The sequence below is a fragment of the Streptomyces sp. NPDC093149 genome (assembly GCF_044754145.1).
Taxonomy (GTDB): domain Bacteria; phylum Actinomycetota; class Actinomycetes; order Streptomycetales; family Streptomycetaceae; genus Streptomyces.
The window spans coordinates 181,886-199,111 of sequence record NZ_JBIVON010000004.1 but is presented as its reverse complement, the minus strand read 5'-3'; the positions used below and the strand labels follow the sequence as shown (position 1 = coordinate 199,111).

General features: G+C 70.4%; 17 protein-coding genes. 10 read left to right on the top strand and 7 right to left on the bottom strand.

Annotation, left to right across the window (positions count from 1 at the left end; all coding sequences use genetic code 11):
• Positions 1–211: 211 nt before the first annotated feature.
• From ACIQCZ_RS14520 to ACIQCZ_RS14510, 3 genes are all read right to left on the bottom strand, one after another.
• The gene (locus ACIQCZ_RS14520) at positions 212–1,669 is read right to left on the bottom strand and encodes a catalase (RefSeq protein ID WP_402282416.1); all 1,458 of its coding nucleotides are present in this window, start codon (positions 1,667–1,669) and stop codon (positions 212–214) included.
• 221 nt (positions 1,670–1,890) lie between these two features.
• The gene (locus ACIQCZ_RS14515) at positions 1,891–2,790 is read right to left on the bottom strand and encodes a 2-hydroxy-3-oxopropionate reductase (protein WP_402282414.1); all 900 of its coding nucleotides are present in this window, start codon (positions 2,788–2,790) and stop codon (positions 1,891–1,893) included.
• A gap of 48 nt (positions 2,791–2,838) precedes the next feature.
• Positions 2,839–3,678, bottom strand: coding sequence for a TIM barrel protein (locus ACIQCZ_RS14510; protein ID WP_402282413.1), 840 nt, complete (start codon positions 3,676–3,678; stop codon positions 2,839–2,841).
• A 226-nt stretch (positions 3,679–3,904) separates the two neighbouring features.
• On the opposite strand from ACIQCZ_RS14510, the gene ACIQCZ_RS14505 reads away from it, so the two are divergent.
• The 9 genes from ACIQCZ_RS14505 (at position 3,905) to ACIQCZ_RS14465 (ending at position 12,681) form a co-directional block, all read left to right on the top strand.
• Entirely contained in the window at positions 3,905–5,110 is a 1,206-nt protein-coding gene (locus ACIQCZ_RS14505) for a lactonase family protein (RefSeq protein WP_402282411.1), read from the top strand.
• A 299-nt stretch (positions 5,111–5,409) separates the two neighbouring features.
• Positions 5,410–5,661, top strand: a complete 252-nt coding sequence (locus ACIQCZ_RS14500) for a hypothetical protein (protein WP_376322613.1) — start codon at positions 5,410–5,412, stop codon at positions 5,659–5,661.
• Positions 5,658–6,035, top strand: coding sequence for a helix-turn-helix domain-containing protein (locus tag ACIQCZ_RS14495; protein ID WP_351073638.1), 378 nt, complete (start codon positions 5,658–5,660; stop codon positions 6,033–6,035). The genes ACIQCZ_RS14500 and ACIQCZ_RS14495 overlap by 4 nt, the downstream gene beginning before the upstream one ends.
• Positions 6,036–6,224: 189 nt before the next feature.
• Positions 6,225–6,740, top strand: coding sequence for a 2-oxo-4-hydroxy-4-carboxy-5-ureidoimidazoline decarboxylase (uraD, locus tag ACIQCZ_RS14490; protein WP_402282410.1), 516 nt, complete (start codon positions 6,225–6,227; stop codon positions 6,738–6,740).
• A complete protein-coding gene (gene uraH / locus ACIQCZ_RS14485) occupies positions 6,737–7,126 on the top strand; it encodes a hydroxyisourate hydrolase (protein ID WP_402282409.1) in 390 nt (129 codons plus the stop codon). The genes uraD and uraH overlap by 4 nt, the downstream gene beginning before the upstream one ends.
• 5 nt (positions 7,127–7,131) lie before the next feature.
• Entirely contained in the window at positions 7,132–8,088 is a 957-nt protein-coding gene (gene pucL / locus ACIQCZ_RS14480; RefSeq protein ID WP_402282407.1) for a factor-independent urate hydroxylase, read from the top strand.
• 68 nt (positions 8,089–8,156) lie between these two features.
• Positions 8,157–9,554, top strand: a complete 1,398-nt coding sequence (locus ACIQCZ_RS14475) for a nucleobase:cation symporter-2 family protein (protein ID WP_402282406.1) — start codon at positions 8,157–8,159, stop codon at positions 9,552–9,554.
• Positions 9,555–9,597: 43 nt separating this feature from the next.
• Positions 9,598–10,995: an 8-oxoguanine deaminase gene (locus ACIQCZ_RS14470; protein WP_402282404.1), complete on the top strand. Its 1,398-nt coding sequence runs from the start codon at positions 9,598–9,600 to the stop codon at positions 10,993–10,995.
• A gap of 246 nt (positions 10,996–11,241) precedes the next feature.
• Entirely contained in the window at positions 11,242–12,681 is a 1,440-nt protein-coding gene (locus ACIQCZ_RS14465; RefSeq protein WP_402282403.1) for a nucleobase:cation symporter-2 family protein, read from the top strand.
• Between the two features lie 90 nt (positions 12,682–12,771).
• Here ACIQCZ_RS14465 and ACIQCZ_RS14460 read toward each other — a convergent pair whose 3' ends face one another.
• From ACIQCZ_RS14460 to ACIQCZ_RS14450, 3 genes are all read right to left on the bottom strand, one after another.
• Positions 12,772–13,647 (bottom strand): chitosanase, encoded by an 876-nt coding sequence (locus ACIQCZ_RS14460; RefSeq protein WP_402282402.1) that lies wholly within the window; start codon positions 13,645–13,647, stop codon positions 12,772–12,774.
• Positions 13,648–13,820: 173 nt separating this feature from the next.
• Positions 13,821–14,129 (bottom strand): SH3 domain-containing protein, encoded by a 309-nt coding sequence (locus tag ACIQCZ_RS14455; protein WP_376271647.1) that lies wholly within the window; start codon positions 14,127–14,129, stop codon positions 13,821–13,823.
• 189 nt (positions 14,130–14,318) lie between these two features.
• Positions 14,319–15,158 (bottom strand): chitosanase, encoded by an 840-nt coding sequence (locus tag ACIQCZ_RS14450; RefSeq protein ID WP_402282400.1) that lies wholly within the window; start codon positions 15,156–15,158, stop codon positions 14,319–14,321.
• A 238-nt stretch (positions 15,159–15,396) separates the two neighbouring features.
• On the opposite strand from ACIQCZ_RS14450, the gene ACIQCZ_RS14445 reads away from it, so the two are divergent.
• On the top strand, positions 15,397–16,080 hold the full coding sequence (locus ACIQCZ_RS14445; RefSeq protein WP_402282398.1) for an alpha/beta fold hydrolase: 684 nt from the start codon (positions 15,397–15,399) through the stop codon (positions 16,078–16,080).
• 515 nt (positions 16,081–16,595) lie between these two features.
• On the opposite strand, the gene ACIQCZ_RS14440 is transcribed toward ACIQCZ_RS14445, so the two are convergent.
• Positions 16,596–17,210: a TIGR03086 family metal-binding protein gene (locus ACIQCZ_RS14440; RefSeq protein WP_402282397.1), complete on the bottom strand. Its 615-nt coding sequence runs from the start codon at positions 17,208–17,210 to the stop codon at positions 16,596–16,598.
• Positions 17,211–17,226: the final 16 nt, after the last annotated feature.

The following is a 17,226-nucleotide window of genomic DNA, read 5'->3' as shown; positions in this document are numbered from 1 at the left end:
CGTACTCCGCGCCCTGGCACGGATGGAGCAGAACAGGGGTCGCGGCGGCGGCGATCGGGCCGGAGGGCCTCGTCTCCTTCAGGTCAGGAGGCGGGACACCCCTGCCCTCACCACCGCACTGGCATCGCACGGCCGCCGCGACCTCGTCCTGCCCGCGCCGTACGAGACCCCTCATCCAGGTACGCGGCGCGGGCAGGGCTCAGGGGGAGGCTCAGTCCTCGCGCAGGGCGCGGACGGCCTCCTCCACGCGCTTGCCGTAGTCGGCGTCGGCGGCGTGGAAGTGGGCGAGGTTCTTCTCGATCACGTCGTCGCGGGTCACCTGGGACAGTCCCCCGGCGATGTTGGCGACCAGTCGGCCCTTCTCGTCCTCGGACATCAGCCGGTACAGCTCACCGGCCTGGAAGAAGTCGTCGTCCTTGGTGTGGGCGGGTGCCGCGTGGGTGCCGGTCCAGCCGTGGATCGCGAGCGGGGCGGAGAGCGCCGCGTCGGTCTGGGCGGGGCCCGCGTACGAGTTGGGCTCGTAGTTCTTGTCGTGGCGCCCGCCGTTGCGCGTGGCGTGCAGCCCGTCCCGGCCGTAGTTGTCGACGACCGCGGTGCGCGGCGCGTTCACCGGGAGCTGGGTGTGGTTGACGCCCAGCCGGTAGCGGTGCGCGTCCGCGTAGGCGAACAGCCGGCCCTGGAGCATCTTGTCCGGGGACGGGCCGATGCCGGGCACGAAGTTGTTCGGGGAGAACGCGGCCTGCTCGACCTCGGCGAAGACGTTGTCCGGGTTGCGGTCGAGAACCAGTCGGCCCACCCGCTGCAGCGGGTAGTCCGCGTGCGGCCACACCTTGGTCAGGTCGAACGGGTTGAAGCGGTAGTCGGCGGCCTCGGCGGCCGGCATGACCTGCACGTACAGGGTCCAGGACGGGTTCACCCCGCGCTCGATGGCCTGCAGCAGGTCCGTCTGGTGCGAATTGCCGTCCTTGCCCGCGAGTTCGGCGGCCTGCTCGCTGGAGAGGGAGCGCACCCCCTGGTTCGTCTTGAAGTGGTACTTGACGAAGAAGGCCTCGCCCTCGGCGTTCGTCCACTGGTACGTGTGCGAGCCGTAGCCGTTCATGTGGCGGTACGAGGCGGGGATGCCCCGGTCGCCCATCAGCCAGGTGACCTGGTGCGTGGCCTCGGGGGCGTGGGCCCAGAAGTCCCAGACGTTGTCCGGCTCCTGACGGCCCGTGAACGGGTCGCGCTTCTGCGAGTGGATGAAGTCGGGGAACTTGATCGGGTCCTTGATGAAGAACACCGGGGTGTTGTTGCCGACCAGGTCGTAATTGCCCTCGTCCGTGTAGAACTTGAGGGCGAAGCCGCGAGGGTCGCGCACCGCGTCCGCGCCGCCCAGCGAGTCGGCGACGGTCGAGAAGCGGATGAACGTCTCGGTGCGCTTGCCCACCGCGGAGAGGAAGTCGGCGCGGGTGAAGGCCGTGATGTCGTCGGTCACTTCGAAGTAGCCGTACGCGCCGGAACCGCGGGCGTGGACCACGCGCTCCGGAATGCGCTCCCGGTTGAAGCGCGCCAGCTTCTCCAGGAGGTGCTGGTCCTGGAGGAGGATCGGGCCACCGACGCCGGCGGTGGCGGAGTTCTGATTGTCGGCGACCGGGGCGCCTGACTCGGTCGTAAGCACACGCTGCGTCATGGTGTCGGGGCGACCTTCCGTACGGGAGCTGCTGAGCTGCTGAACTGCGACGGTTCAGGGCTCCAGGAGCGTAGGTACGCCCCGAACCCGACGTCAACAGTTTGTTGAAAATAGGGGTCTGGTGTTCCGGATGGCGTCGACGCCTGGGCGCGACAGGACAGGTGTCAGCGCCGACGCCATCCGGAAGTCTCTGGTTGCCGGGCCCGGCGGGGCCCGGCCGGTCAGGCCCGGACCGGCCGACCCGACAGGCGCTCGACCGAGCGCAGCAGTGCCGAGTGGTCCAGGCCGCCGTCGCCCTGGGCGCGCAGCGAGGCGACCAGCTGGGCGACCACGGCGCCGACGGGCAGCGCGGCGCCGACGTTGCGAGCGGCGTCCGTGACGATGCCCATGTCCTTGTGGTGCAGGTCGATCCGGAAGCCCGGCGCGAAGTCCCGCTTCAGGAAGTTGTCCTTCTTACGGGTCAGGACCGTCGAGCCGGCCAGTCCGCCGTTGAGCACATCCAGCGCGGCGGCGAGGTCCACGCCGGACTTCTCCAGGAAGACGACCGCCTCGGCACACGCCTGGATGTTGACCGCGACGATCAGCTGGTTGGCGGCCTTCACCGTCTGGCCCGAGCCGTGCGGACCGCACAGCACGATGGTCTTGCCGAGTGCCTGGAGGATCGGCTGCGCGGCGTCGAAGTCGGCCTGCTCGCCGCCGACCATGATCGACAGCACGGCCTCGATCGCGCCGGCCTCACCGCCGGAGACCGGGGCGTCCAGCACCCGGATGCCCTTGTCCTTCGCGTTCTTCGCCAGGTCCACGGAGGTCTGCGGCGTGATCGACGACATGTCGATCAGCAGCGCCCCGCGCCTCGCGTTCTCCAGGATGCCGCCGGGGCCGTACGCGATGGCCTCGACCTGAGGGGAGGCGGGCACCATCGTGATGATGACATCGGCGTCCCGGACCGCCTCGGCGATCGAGCCCGCGCCCGTGCCGCCGGCCGCGACCAGCCGGTCGATCTTGTCCTGCTCCAGGGTGTGACCGGTGACGTCGTACCCGGCCTTGATCAGGTTCTCGGACATGGGGGAGCCCATGATGCCGAGTCCGATCCATGCGACCTTGGGGAGGTTGTTGCTCATGAGGGTGCCTTCCGATTGAGCGTGTGTACGAGGGGGAGTTCGCCGCCCTCAGCGGGCGGCCCGCGCGGTGACCGGGAGCCACTCGAAGGCCTCGGCGCTCGGCCGGTCGCCCGGCTTGTACTCCAGGCCGACCCAGCCGTCGTAACCGGCCTTCGTCAGCTCGTCGAGGAGCTGCTCCAGCGGGAGCGAGCCGGTGCCTGGCGCGCCGCGCCCCGGGTTGTCGGCGATCTGGACGTGGCCGGTCCGGTCGGCGTATTCCGCGATGGCCCGGCCGAGGTCCTCGCCGTTCATCGACAGGTGGTACAGGTCGAGCAGGAACTTCGCGTTCCCGAGCCCTGTCGCCGCGTTGACCTTGTCGACGACCTCGATGCCGGCGGGCGCGCTGACCAGGGGGTAGCGCGGCGATTCCGGCTTGTTGAGGGTCTCGATCAGCAGGATCGCCCCGATCCGGTCGGCCGCGCGGGCGGCGACGACCAGGTTCTCCAGGGCGAGTTCGTCCTGCGTGGCCGGGTCCACGCCGTCGACGCGGTTGCCGTAGAGCGCGTTGAGCGCCTTGCAGCCGACCGAGGCGGCGAAGTCGGCCGCCACCTCGATGTTGGCGCGGAAGCGGTCCGACTCCGTGCCGGGCACGGAGAGCGCGCCGCGGTCGGGGCCGGGCAGCTGCCCGGCGTAGAAGTTCAGTCCCACCAACTGTGTGCCCGCGTCGCCGAGCGCCTTCTTGAGGGCGTCGAGCTCGGCCTGCGGCGGAGTGGGGGTCTCGATCCAGGGCCACCACAGCTCGACCGCCGTGAAGCCCGCCGCGGCGGCGGCCGCGGGACGCTCCAGGAGCGGGAGTTCCGTGAAGAGGATCGAAAGGTTCACATCGAAGCGCTGGTCCGGGTAGCCCATGAGGGTTTCGGCGCTCCTTCCGTATAGCGGAAGTTAGTTTCTACTGAACGGAAGATTGCCCGGCGTTGGAGGGCCTGTCAAGGGGGTGCCCGGAATTCGGGCCGGGTGACTTCGTGCGGGTTCTGCGAGGTGGGGCCGGAATTGCGCCGGTTGCCGACGGGGTCCGGGGCGGGCCAGGGTGGCAGGTGCGTCCGATGCCGCCGACCCCCCACACGAGGTGCCTCGCATGAACCACGCCACCAGCCGGCGCACCGTCCTCGGAGCCCTGATCGCCGGTGCCGCCCTGTCCGTGGCCCCCGCCCCGCCCGGCTCCTCCAGGCCTCCGGGGGCAGCGGCGGACCCCGCGCCCGTGGTCGGTTCGCGCTCGGGCACCGTCCGGCGGCTGCTGCTCGGCACATACACATCGGCCGAGGGCGGGGGCAGGGGAATCGGCACGGCCTCGTACGACGCCACCACCGGAGCGATCTCCGCCGGCCCCGTGATCACCGGCGTTGACAACCCCTCCTACCTGGCGATGCATCCCTCGGGAACCACCGTCTACGCGGTCGACGAGCAGGACCGGGGCGGGGTGACGGCCGTCGCCCTGTCGGCGGACGGCACCCATCGGGTGCTCGGAACCCGCGGCACCGGCGGGGCGGGCCCCACCCAACTCTCCGTCCATCCCACGGGAAGGTGGCTGCTCACAGCGAACTACGCCTCCGGCAGTGTCGCGGTGCACCCCATCGGGGACGACGGCTCACTGGGGGAGCGCACGGACCTGGTCGCCCACGCGGCGCCGCCGCCCGGCCCCGGCCAGGACGGGCCGCACGCCCACCAGATCGTCACCACCCCCGACGGCGGCCACGTCCTCGCCGTGGACCTCGGCAACGACGCCGTGTACACGTACCGGCTGGACGAGGAGCGCGGCACGCTCGCCCAGGTCTCGTACGCGGCCCTGCGCCCCGGAGCCGGGCCGCGGCACCTCACGTTCCACCCGGGTGGCCGCCACGCCTACCTGGCCTGCGAGGTCGACAACACCGCCGTCGTCTGCGGGTACGACCCGGCCACCGGCACCCTGTCCCCGGGCGCCCCGCAGTCCACCGGAACCGGTGCCGGGACCAGCTATCCGGCGCAGTTCCTGGTCACCGGCGACGGACGGTTCGCCTACCTGGCCAATCGGGGCCACAACAGCCTGACGCGCTACGCCGTCGAGGACGACGGGGCCGCGCTGAGGCTGCTCGGCACCGTGCCGGTGGGCGGCGACTTCCCCCGGCAGATCGCCTTCTCGCCGGACGGAGGGCTGCTCTTCGCGGCCAACCAGAAGTCGAGCACGGTGACGGTCTTCCGGGTCGACGGGAAGGGCGGGAAGCTGACCCGCACCGGTGGCGCCTTCCCCGCCCCGGTGGCCGTCTGTGTGCTGCCGTACGCGGGGAAGGGCCCGTCCCGCGGCTGAGAGCCTGCCGGGTGACCTTCGACCGGGCGGTCACGCCCCGGCACGCGCGCTTCCCGCGTCGTCGTCGGTCGCCGATGCTCCTTCCCCGAGCTCTCGGCCGCGTTCGAGCAGGGGAGAGCCCATCCGGCTCCCTCCTCCGCCTCAAAGCCGCACGCACCGGACCGCGCCCGCCATCCGGTCCGAGGCCACCCGGCAGGTTCTGAGGCGCATCGTCACCGGACGCCCCCGGTCCCCGTCCGTTAAGGTCGGCCCCGAGTCGTGGCCTCACGCAGGTGCGGCGAGAACATGAGGGAGACACAGTGCGCTTGCGAGTGGAGTTCACCACCGAGCCCTTCGATCTCGACGAGGCGCCCGCCCACGCGGTCGTGGCCCGCGAGGTCATCCAGTCGGCCGACCTGGACGCCGTGGACGTCGGTCCCTTCGGCAACACGGCGGAGGGCGGCGCGGACCAGGTGCTCACCGCGGTGGACTCCCTGCTGCGCAGCGCGCTGGCATCGGGTGCCACCCGGGTGTCGCTCCAGGTCAACGTCATCGGGGAGGAGTCGAAGTGACCGAACCGGCGGACCACCCCCTCGTCACCGCGGTCAAGCCGCTCGTCGACGCCATGGGCGCCGAGCTGCTCGGGCCCGATCAGGCGCAGGCCGACGACATCGTGCTGGCCTGGGAGGGTGAGGACGTCATAGCCGTCCGGCTGCCCCAGCTCTCGGAGTCGCTCGACCACATCCTGGCCGCCATGGAACGCCGCCTCGGCATGCCGCTCGCCGAGCTCGACCGCAAGACCAAACAGTCGGTGGTGCGGACCCTGGAGGCACGCGGTGCCTTTTCCGTGCGGCACGGTGTGGAGACCGTGGCGGGCGCGCTGGGGGTCAGCCGCTTCACCGTCTACAACTACCTCAACAGGGAAAATGCCGCCAAAGGCGAGTAGTTGAGGCCGTAGGCGAGCGAAGGCCGTGGAAGCTCGCCGGAGCCGTCGCCCGGATCACCGGGCGACGGCTCTTTGTCTTCGCGTAATTTCAACAAAGTGTTGACGTGGTGTTGCGGAGGGCGTTAGCTATCCGCAGCCCGACCGACGCGACGCGAAGTACGCACAGCGAAAACAGCCACGGAGGTTCCCGTGACTTCGAGCTCCACACCGGGCCTCGCCCGGTTCAACACCCTGGCGGACGACGAGGCCACCACCGCGTTGCACGAGGTGTGTGCCAGTGCGGCGTGGGGGAGAGCGATCCTCTCCCGGCGCCCGTACGCCACCGCGGAAGCCCTTCTCTCGGCCAGTGACACAGCCACGGCGGCACTGACCCCGGAGGATCTGGCCGACGCGATGGCCGGCCACCCGCCGATCGGCCGCCCGAAGCCCGGAGACCCGACCTCCTCCCGTGAACAGCGGGGGATGGCCGGTGCCACCGAGGAACTCAAGGCCGAGATGCTCGAACTGAACCTGGCCTACCAGGAACGGTTCGGTCACGTCTTCCTGATCTGTGCCACCGGAGCCACCGGTGAGCAGATGCGCGACGCGGTGAAGTCCCGGATCGGGAACTCGCCCGAGCAGGAGCGCGGACACGTGCGCACCGAACTCGGGAAGATCAACCGAATCCGGCTGACCCGTCTTGTGGAAGAGGACAAGGACCGATGAGTACCGAAACCACCGCATCGGTGTCCACGCACATCCTGGACACCAGCGTCGGACGCCCCGCCGAGGGCGTCGCCGTCACGCTCGCGGCCCGTTCGGGCCGCGAAGCCGAGTGGGTGACGCTCGGCGGCTCCGCGACCGACGCGGACGGGCGTTGCAAGGACCTGCCGGCCCTGCCGGAAGGCACCACCCACGTACGGCTCGACTTCGAGGTCGAGACGTACTTCTCCAAGAAGCAAGCCGAGGCGCAGCAGGACGCCCCCCGCGTAAGGGACAGCGGTGCGTTCTTCCCGGAGGTGGCGATCACTTTCGCCGTCGAGCCGGGCGAGCACTATCACGTACCGCTGCTGCTCAACCCGTTCGGCTACTCCGTTTACCGAGGGAGCTAGCAGACATGACAGCCCATTCCCACCAGTCCCGCCCGGTGATCCTCGGCCAGAACCAGTACGGCAAAGCAGAGAACCGCGTCGTCAGGATCACGCGGGACGGCGACACCCACCACATCAAGGACCTGAACGTCTCGGTCGCCCTCTCCGGCGACATGGAGGACGTGCACTACTCCGGCTCCAACGCCAACGTCCTGCCGACGGACACCACCAAGAACACGGTGTTCGCGTTCGCCAAGGAGTACGGCATCGAGTCCGCCGAGCAGTTCGGCATCCACCTCGCCCGTCACTTCGTGACGTCGCAGGAGCCGATCAAGGTCGCGCGCATCCGGATCCAGGAGTACTCCTGGGAGCGCATCGCGACCTCGGACAACAACTCCAGGTTCATCGGCTCGGACGAGGTCAACCACTCCTTCGCCCGCAAGGGACAGGAACTGCGCACCACGCAGATCACCTTCGACGGCGAGAAGTGGCAGGTCATCTCCGGTCTCAAGGACCTCACGGTCATGAACTCCACCAACTCGGAGTTCTGGGGCTACGTCAAGGACAAGTACACGACGCTGAAGGAGGCGTACGACCGCATCCTGTGCACCGACGTCTCCACCGTCTGGCGCTACAACTGGACCAGCGACGCCGACCGGATGCCCAACTGGGAGAAGTCGTACGAGCAGGCCAAGAAGCACATCCTGCAGGCGTTCGCCGAGACGTACTCCCTCTCGCTGCAGCAGACCCTCTACCAGATGGGTTCGCGCGTCATCAACAGCCGCAGCGAGATCGACGAGATCCGCTTCTCACTGCCGAACAACCACCACTTCCTCGTGGATCTGGAGCCGTTCGGGCTCAAGAACGATACCGATGACGGCGCTGTCTACTTCGCTGCGGACCGCCCGTACGGCCTGATCGAGGCCACCGTCCTCCGGGACGGCGTCGAGCCGCAGATCCCGGTCGACATGACCAACCTCTGACGCGGCGCTGAGCCGGTCCCCGCCCGCGCACGGCCGGGCGGTGACCGGCCGGACCGGAGGGAACTCCCATGGCACAGCCTGCACTCGGGCCGGCAGAAGCAGAAGGCCCGTGTCCCACCCCACCGGAGACCTCGGTCCATCCGGTGGACGAAAAGCTCCGCCCCTCGCGGCTGGTCCCCGCCGCGCTCCAGCACATTGCCGCCATGTACGCGGGCGTCGTCACCCCTCCGCTCATCATCGGCCAGGCCGTCGGTCTCGGCACGGCGGGCATGACCCGCTTGATCGCGGCGAGCCTCCTGATCGCCGGATGTGCCACCCTCCTGCAGACCCTCGGCATCGGCGGCTTCGCGGGGAACCGGCTGCCGTTCGTCAATGCCGCGTCCTCCGCCGGAATCGCCCCGATGCTCGCCATCGCCGAGACCAGCGCGCCGGGCCACCAACTCCCCGCGATCTACGGGGCGGTGCTCGTCGCCGGAGGCTTCTGCCTGGCCGTCGGACCGTTCTTCGGCCGGCTGCTGCGCTTCTTCCCGCCGCTGGTCACCGGTGTCGTCATCACCCTCATCGGTGTCACCCTGATGCCCGTCCCGGTCTCCTGGGCCCAGGGGGGCGACAGGAACGCCACCGACTTCGGTGCGATGAAGTACCTCGCGCTGGCCGCCTTCACCCTCGTCGTCATTCTGCTGATCCAGCGCTTCGGACGCGGCTTCCTCAAGCAGGTCGCCCTGCTGATGGGTCTGTTGACCGGCACTCTGGCCGCGATCCCGTTCGGGCTGGCCGACTTCTCCGCGCTGAAGTCCGCACCGGTCGCCGCGCTGCCCACGCCCTTCGCGTTCGGTGCCCCGGAGTTCCGGCCCGCCGCGATCCTCTCGCTCTGCATCGTCATGCTCGTCCTGATGACCGAGTCCTCCGCCGGGATGCTGGCGCTCGGCGAGATCTGCGACCGGCGCACCGACGGCCGGACCATCACCCGCGGACTGCGCACCGACGGCATCGCCACCCTGCTCGGCCCGGTCTTCGGCGGCTTCCCGACGAGCGCCTTCGCCCAGAACGTCGGCGTGGTGTCCCTGACGAAGGTGCGCAGCCGCTACGTCGTCGCGGCGGCGGGTGGAGCGCTGCTGGTCCTGGGCGCCTTCCCGGTGCTCGGCGCGGTCGTCTCGCTCGTGCCGATGCCCGTGCTCGGCGGTGCCGGGATCGTCCTGTTCGGCTCGATCGCGGTGAGCGGCATCCGTACGCTCTCCGAGGCGGGCCTCGACGACAGCTCCAACATCATCCTGGTCGCCGTGGCGCTCGGTGCGGGCATCATCCCGCTCGCCGCGCCCGGCTTCTACGCGGGATTCCCGTCCTGGGCGCAGACCGTGCTGGGCTCCGGTATCAGCGCCGGCGCGCTCGTCGCGGTCCTGCTCAACCTGTTCTTCCACCATCTCGGCACCCACGGTCGCCAGGCCGTGGCACTCAAATCCTCCTAGGGTCCTGCCGTGCCCGCATCGCCGGAAAAGTGAAGGAAGCACCATGGCAGCATCGGCAGCTCATGAGTACGTGGAACGCATCGTCATCGAGAACTGTTCGATCGCGACCGTCGACGCCGACGACACCGAGTACGCCTCGGGCCATGTCGTCGTCGCGGGCAACCGCATCGAGTCCATCGGTGCGGGCCGGGCACCCGAGGGCCTGGAGAACGTCGTACGCCGCGTCGACGGCACCGGACATCTGGTCACGCCGGGCCTGATCAACACCCATCACCACTTCTACCAGTGGATCACCCGCGGTCTGGCCACCGACCACAATCTGTTCGACTGGCTGGTCGCGCTGTACCCGACGTGGGCGCGCATCGACGAGCCGATGGTCCGCGCCGCCGCGCAGGGCTCTCTCGCCATGATGGCCCGCGGCGGTGTCACCACCGCCATGGACCACCACTACGTCTACCCGCAGGGCTCCGGCGACCTGTCCGGCGCCATCATCGGGGCCGCCCGCGACATGGGGGTACGGTTCACGCTCGCCCGGGGCTCCATGGACCGCAGCGTGAAGGACGGCGGGCTGCCGCCGGACTTCGCCGTCGAGACGCTCGACGGTGCGCTCGCCGGCACCGAGGCGACCATCGACGCACACCACGACGCCTCCTTCGACTCGATGACCCAGGTCGCCGCCGCGCCCTGCTCGCCGTTCTCCATTTCCACCGAACTCCTGCGTCAGGGAGCCGAGTTGGCGCGCCGCAAGGGAGTACGCATGCACACCCACGGTTCGGAGACCGTGGAGGAGGAGAAGTTCTGCCACGAGCTGTTCGGAATGGGCCCGACCGACTATTTCGAGTCGACCGGCTGGCTCGGCGAGGACGTGTGGATGGCGCACTGCGTCCATATGAACGACTCCGACATCGCCGCCTTCGCCCGCACCGGAACCGGCGTCGCGCACTGCCCCTCGTCCAACGCCCGGCTCGCCGCGGGCATCGCCCGGGTGCCCGACATGCTCGCCGCAGGGGTCCCGGTCGGCCTGGGCGTCGACGGCACCGCCTCCAACGAGTCCGGCGAACTCCACACCGAACTGCGCAACGCCCTCCTCATCAACCGCCTCGGCGCCCACCGCGAGAAGGCGCTGAACGCCCGCCAGGCCCTGCGCCTGGGAACGTACGGCGGCGCCCAGGTACTGGGCCGCGCCGACCAGATCGGCTCCCTGGAGCCCGGCAAGCTCGCCGACCTGGTGCTCTGGAAGCTCGACACCCTCGCCCACGCATCCATCGCCGACCCGGTGACCGCACTCGTCTTCGGCGCCGCGGCCCCCGTCACCCTCTCGCTCGTCGACGGCAAGCCGGTCGTCGAGGACAACCACCTCATCACCGCGGACGAGGACGCCATCGCCCGCACCACCCGCGACGAGGCCCGCCGCCTCGCGCAGATCGCCGCCGGAGGCTGACCCTCCGGAGCACCCCCGATACCGGTCGGCCGAGGGGGACGGCCCTCGGCCGGCCGCCGTGGACCCGAGCGGGGTCCACGGCAGCCGGTGCAGGGGGCGCGTGCTCGCACGCACGCGTCCCCCGTACCGGTGAAGAAAGCTGCCGCACCAGCTGCACGACCTGCCCCTCCTGCACCAACGCACCACTTGCACCACCTCCCTGACACCCACGTCACCGCAGACGTGTACCCGACCGGAGGAACCGCCGTGGCAGCTACGCCCAGGTTTCGCAACGACGCAGTCGCAGCACCCGCCGACCCCCTCACCGAATCGGGCTCGGCCGACCGGAAACACCCGGTCGACGAAACGCTCCCCCCACTGAAGATGTTCACCAGCGGCCTCCAGCACGTGGCCGCGATGTACGCGGGTGTGGTGGCCCCGCCGATGATCGTGGGCCCCGCCGTGGGACTCAGCGCCCAGGAGACCGCCTTCCTGATGGGGGCGAGCCTGTTCACCGCAGGTCTGGCCACCCTGCTCCAGACGCTCGGCATCTGGCGCATCGGCGCCCGGCTGCCGTTCGTCAACGGGGTCTCCTTCGCCGGTGTCACCCCGATGGTGGCGATCGGAAAGGACCGCGGGCACGACGGCATCGCCGTCATCTTCGGCGCGATCATCGTCGCCGGGCTGCTCGGCTTCCTGCTCGCCCCGTACTTCTGCAAACTGGTCCGCTTCTTCCCGCCCGTCGTCACCGGCACCGTGATCACCCTGATCGGCGTCTCGCTGCTGCCGGTCGCCTTCAACTGGTCGCAGGGCGGCAACGCCAGGGCCGACGACTACGGTTCGACGACCAACATCACCATGGCGGCGGTCACACTGGTGATCGTGCTCGCCCTGCGCAAACTGCTGCGCGGCTTCCTCCAGCAGATCGCCATCCTGCTCGGACTGGTCGCCGGCACGCTGATCGCGATACCGGTCGGCATCACCGACTTCGGTGCCATCAAGGACGCCGACCTCGTCGGCTTCCCGACGCCGTTCCACTTCGGGGCGCCGCAGTTCGAGGCCGCCGCGATCATCTCCATGTGCATCGTGATGCTGGTCTGCATGACCGAGTCCACCGCGGACATGCTGGCCCTCGGCCGGATCGTGGGCCGTCCGGCGGACGAGCGGACCATCGAGGGCGGCCTGCGCGCCGACACCCTGGGCAGTGCCATCAGCCCGCTCTTCAACGGCTTCATGTGCAGCGCGTTCGCCCAGAACATCGGGCTGGTCGCGATGACCAAGGTCCGCAGCCGCTTCGTGGTGGCAGCGGGCGGCGGCATCCTGATCGTGCTCGGGCTGGTCCCCGTCGCCGCGTCCGTCATCGCGCTCGTCCCGCTGCCGGTCCTCGGCGGCGCGGGCATCGTGCTCTTCGGCTCGGTCGCCGCGAGCGGCATCCAGACGCTGGCGACCGCCGCGCTGGAGAAGGGCGAGAACGCGCTGATCGTGGCGGCGGCCGTGGGCGTCGGGCTGATCCCGATCGCCGCGCCGGACTTCTACCACGCGTTCCCGAAGGATCTGCTCGTCGTGCTGGACTCCGGGATATCCACCGGTTGCGTCGTGGCGATCCTGCTCAACCTGGCCTTCAACCACCTCGGCAGGAAGCCTGATCAGGAACCGTCGGAGCCGCGGACGAGCCCGGCGGCCCCGGCCCCGGTGGCCGCACACTGACGAGAAGAGCACCGTCCGGCACGGCACCGTGGCGCGTACGGCGACCCTCGCGGGCGCTGCCGTACGCGCCACGGCCGTGACGGGGGCGCGTCAGCCGATGTGGAAGCTGTCGCCGTACACCTTCCAGTCGAGCGGCGGGTTCAGGCCGAGGTTGCCCTTCTTCAGGAAGACCCGCTGGGCGGTGTCCACCCGGCTGGTGTCCGAGTGGGCCTCCTCCTGCTGCATCGCCCAGACCCTGGCGTCCAGGAAGGCGTTGAGGTACGTCACCTCGTTGCCGCCCTGGGCCGGCGGCTTCGCCTTGGCGAGGGCCCGCTTGCGGATGGAGCCGAAGCCGGTGCTGTCGCCGCCGTCACCGTGCATGACGATGGCGTCGTAGTACGCGAACTGGCCCAGCGTGCCGATACCGTCCGCCTTGCCCTGCTTGACGGCGGGGTTGAAGTACACCCGGTCCCGCTCGTCGTTCTGGGCCTGCTTGAACGCCGAGTCGGACGCCGCGGTCGCCCAGTCCTTCTTGAAGTTCGGGTCGAGACCGCTGTGCGAGTCGGTGCCGTTGACCTTCCGCAGCGCGGGGAGGTACTTCGCGAGGATGTTGCCCGGCTTGCGCTGGGTGTACAGCTCGACGAGGTCGAGCATGTCGCCGGTGCCGGAGCAGAAGCCGATGATGCCCGCGGTGTAGCCGCGGCCGTCGTCGATGTCCTCGATGTACTTGTACTGGGCCTTCCAGTCGAGCGAGGAGTTCTCGGCGCTGGAGACCAACTGCATGGCGATCTCCTTCTTCGCCGGGTCGTCGAGCCCGGTCGCGGCGGCCTGTCGGGCGACCGCCGCCCGCTGGGGCACCGCCTGGTGCGAGGCGCCACCGGCGTGGGCGCTGACGGGTATCGCCGTGAGGGCCAGTCCGACCGTGATGACAGCGATGCGTACGGAGCGGGAGTTGCGACGTGCGGTGCGCTTATGGGGGGTGTGCACCAGTCCTCCAAAGGGAGTTCGTCGTTCCATCATCTGTTAGGAAGCTTTCCTATCAGGGTGGAGCGGGCGTCGTACACCCCTACGACACAGGGAGTCGAGAACATTCCGCCGGAACGCGGAAAGGCCCCGCACCGCGCGGCAGGCGCGGTGCGGGGCCGAAAGACGTGCGGGCCTCAGCAGTTCAGGTACGCCACGTGGATCCAGACGCCCGTGGGACCGCCCCACAGGTCACCCATGACCCAGTTGCCCTGCTTGCCGCGGTAGTTGAGGTTCTGGCCCCGGTTCACCTGGCCGAGGACCGGATAGTCGTTGCCCGGTCCGCCGCGGAAGTTCACCCCGTTGTCGTTGACGGTGCAGACCGCGGCCGGTGCCTTCGCGGCCGGTGCGGCCGCGGGGCTCTGCACGGCCTGGGCGGCGGGGCTCACGGCCAGCCCGATACCGGCGATCAGCACCAGCGCGGCCGGCATCATCTTCTTCATCATGCGGTTCTCTCCTCCGTTGTCCGGCCCACATCCGCGTGTGCCGTTCGTCGGCCTCAACGGCGCTGCCGACCACCGGGTCACGGGTCCGGATCACCCTCTGCGCAGGAGTGAAAGCGCAGGTCGTGCCACGTGCGCACCGGCGTGCGCAGTCAACGCTCCGGGTGCTTCCCGTGCCCGTCGACCGCAGGTTTAGCGGGCGTCTATCCGGTAGCTGTCGCCGTACACCCGCCATCGCAGCGGCGTCTGAAGCCCGAGCCTGCCCTCCTTCACGAACACCCGCTGGGCCGTCTCGACCCGGCTGGTGTCGGAGTGCGCGGCCTCCTTCCGCATCGCCGCGACACGGGCGTCGAGAAAGGCGTTCAGATAGGCCGCCTCGTCCCCGCCGCGCGCCGGGGGAGCAGCCACGGAGAGCGCCTCGCGCCGGATCGTGCGGAAGCCGGCCGCGCCGTCCGAGTCGCCGTACCCGTGCATCACATACGCGTCGTAGTAGACGAACTGCCCCAGGGCGCCGAGTCCGTCCGCCTCGGCGCGGGCGACCGCGGGGTCGAAGTACGACCGGTCGCGCTCGGCGTCCTGTGCCGACCGGAAGGCGGGGTCGGCGGCGGCCTCGGCCCAGGCCTCGGTGAACGGGCGGCCGAGACCGTCGTGCGCGTCACTGCCCCGTACGGCCCGCAGGGCGGGCACGAACCGTGCCAGCGGGCTGTCCGGACGTGCCTTCGCGTACCGTTCGACGACCCTCAGCATGTCGCCGGTGCCGGAGCAGAAGCCGATGATGCCCGCGGTGTAGCCGCGGCCGTCGTCGATGTCCTCGATGTACTTGTACTGGGCCTTCCAGTCGAGCGAGGAGTTCTCGGCGCTGGAGACCAACCGCATGGCGATCTCCTTCTTCGCCGGATCGTCGAGCCCGGCGTCCGATCCCCTGTCGGCGGACCCGCCCGTCGAGCATCCGGAGAGCGCGGAGACGGCCAGGACGGCGGTGGCGACCGCGGCGGTGAGGGCGACGGGCAGCGGGCGCGGAACGATCTTCATGCCCCAACCCTGCCAGGCCGCGCGTCATGGGCGTGCTTCGAAAGTCCCGCCTGCCAGGCGGCGTCCGGCACGCACGCTCGCTGCGTTGTCGGGCTCGCCCCGATACGACCGGTATCGGGGCGACCCTCCGCCTTGTGATCGCACGCACCGGACGCCGCGTGGCCCGCCCTGCGGGCGGACGACGCCACTTTCGAAGCACGCCCATGGTCCTCACCGATTCGGCGGTAGCGTCATGGGTATGGAAGATCAGTCTGTTGTGGATGTCGGCGATGTACGGCTGGCGTATCGGACCTGGGGCGACCCCTTCGGTTCGCCGGTGGTCCTGCTGCACGGCCTCGGCGGCTCGGCCGCGAGCTGGGAGGCGGCCGGGAGCCTGCTCGGTGAGGAGTGGCGGGTGTACGCCCTCGACCTGCGCGGCCACGGTGAGAGCGATTGGCCGGACGAGTACTCCTTCGAGTCGATGCGGGACGACGTGCTCGGCTTCCTCGACGAGTGCGAACTCGACCGGGTGGGCCTGGTCGGCCACTCGATGGGTGGCGTCGTCGCCCACCTGCTCGCCCAGGAGCACGCGGACCGGGTGGAGCGGCTGGTACTGGTGGAGACCCCGCCGCCGTTCCCGAGCGCGCCCGAGCCGGCCGCCGAGTCGGAGGGGCCAGTGGACTACGACCGGGCCGTCGTCGCCCCCATCAGGGCCCAGGTGGCCGACCCCGATCCGGAGTGGGCGGCGGGACTCGGCGAGATCGTCGCACCGACGCTGATGATCGCCGGGGGCCCGGAGTCCACCATGCCGCAGGGACGTCTGCAGGACATGGCCTCGCTGATCCCCGACTGCCGGCTGATCACGATCGCGGGCGGTCATCGGGTGCACGAGGTCCACCCCGACCAGGTGGCCCAGCAGATCACGGAGTTCTTCACCAGCTGACGGGTCGCGGCGGCCGGGCGCTGTCCTGTGGGTCCTCCGCCGTCGGCCGGGGGCCTTGTCACGAGCGGCTGTGCGAGCAGGCGCGGGAGGCGGCGCGCGTGCTCGGCTGAACCGGGCCGCGCCCGCTTACGGCCTCGCCCACGATGGGCAGCGGCGTCGCGGTGTCCCGGAGCTCCGCCTCGGGCGTTGTCGTCGGTCGCCGACGCTCCTTCCCCGAGCTCTCAGCTGCGTTCGAGCAGGGGAGACCCCATCCGGCTCCCTCCTCCGCCTCGGATCCGAAGGCCCCGGACGCCGCTCCTTCTCCCACTGCCCATCGTGGGCGAGGCCGTCTCGGCCTGATCCACTCTCTGTCGTGCACCGGGCCGTCAGGGCGCGGCCCGCCCACCGGCATCCGGCCGGGCCGCGCCCGGCCACCGCGTCCGAGGCCACCGCCCCCTGGGCACCTGGCCTCGGACGCGCCTCCCGGCGGTGTGGCGGCCCATCGGCCTCGGCCGCCGGCCTCCGCCGCCCGCCCGTCAGTCGCCCGGCTGCCAGTCCGGGCGTCGGCCGCTCATGGCGACGGCCCGGTCGACCAGCGGGGCGTCGGCCGCCACCGGAACCGGCGGACCGAAGACGCTCTCCGGCCGGGGGGCGGCGTCACTGGGGGTCAGCATGGCCAGCGAGACACGAAGGCTCGCCTCGTCCGGCTCGTACTTCTGGCCGGTGGACCGGGCCAGGTCCCAGCCGTGGATCACCAACTCGTCCAGCACGACCATCGCGGCCACGTCGCCCGGCAGGTCCACGCCGCCGGCCCTGGTCATCCCCTGCCGGGCGGCGGGGGCGCGCCAGGCCGTCACCAGCTCGTCCAGCAGCGTCGGCAACGTCTCGCGCCAGCCCTCGGCGAGGACCGGAAGCGCGGCGCCCGGGGCGGTGTCGGTCGTCGGCCCGAAATCCTTGCGCGCCGCGTCGCGGAAGGCCGTGGCCAGCCCGGCCACGTGGGCGATCAGCTCCCTCACCGTGTAGTCGGGGCAGGGCGTCGGGCCGGTCAGTTGCTGTTCATGGATACCGGGAAGCAGCTCGGCGATCTGCCGGGCCGCGGGCTCCAGGTCGACTGTGGGAATCGTCGGGGTCGTCCCCGTGTGCTTGTTCATGCAGTGCAGACCGCTC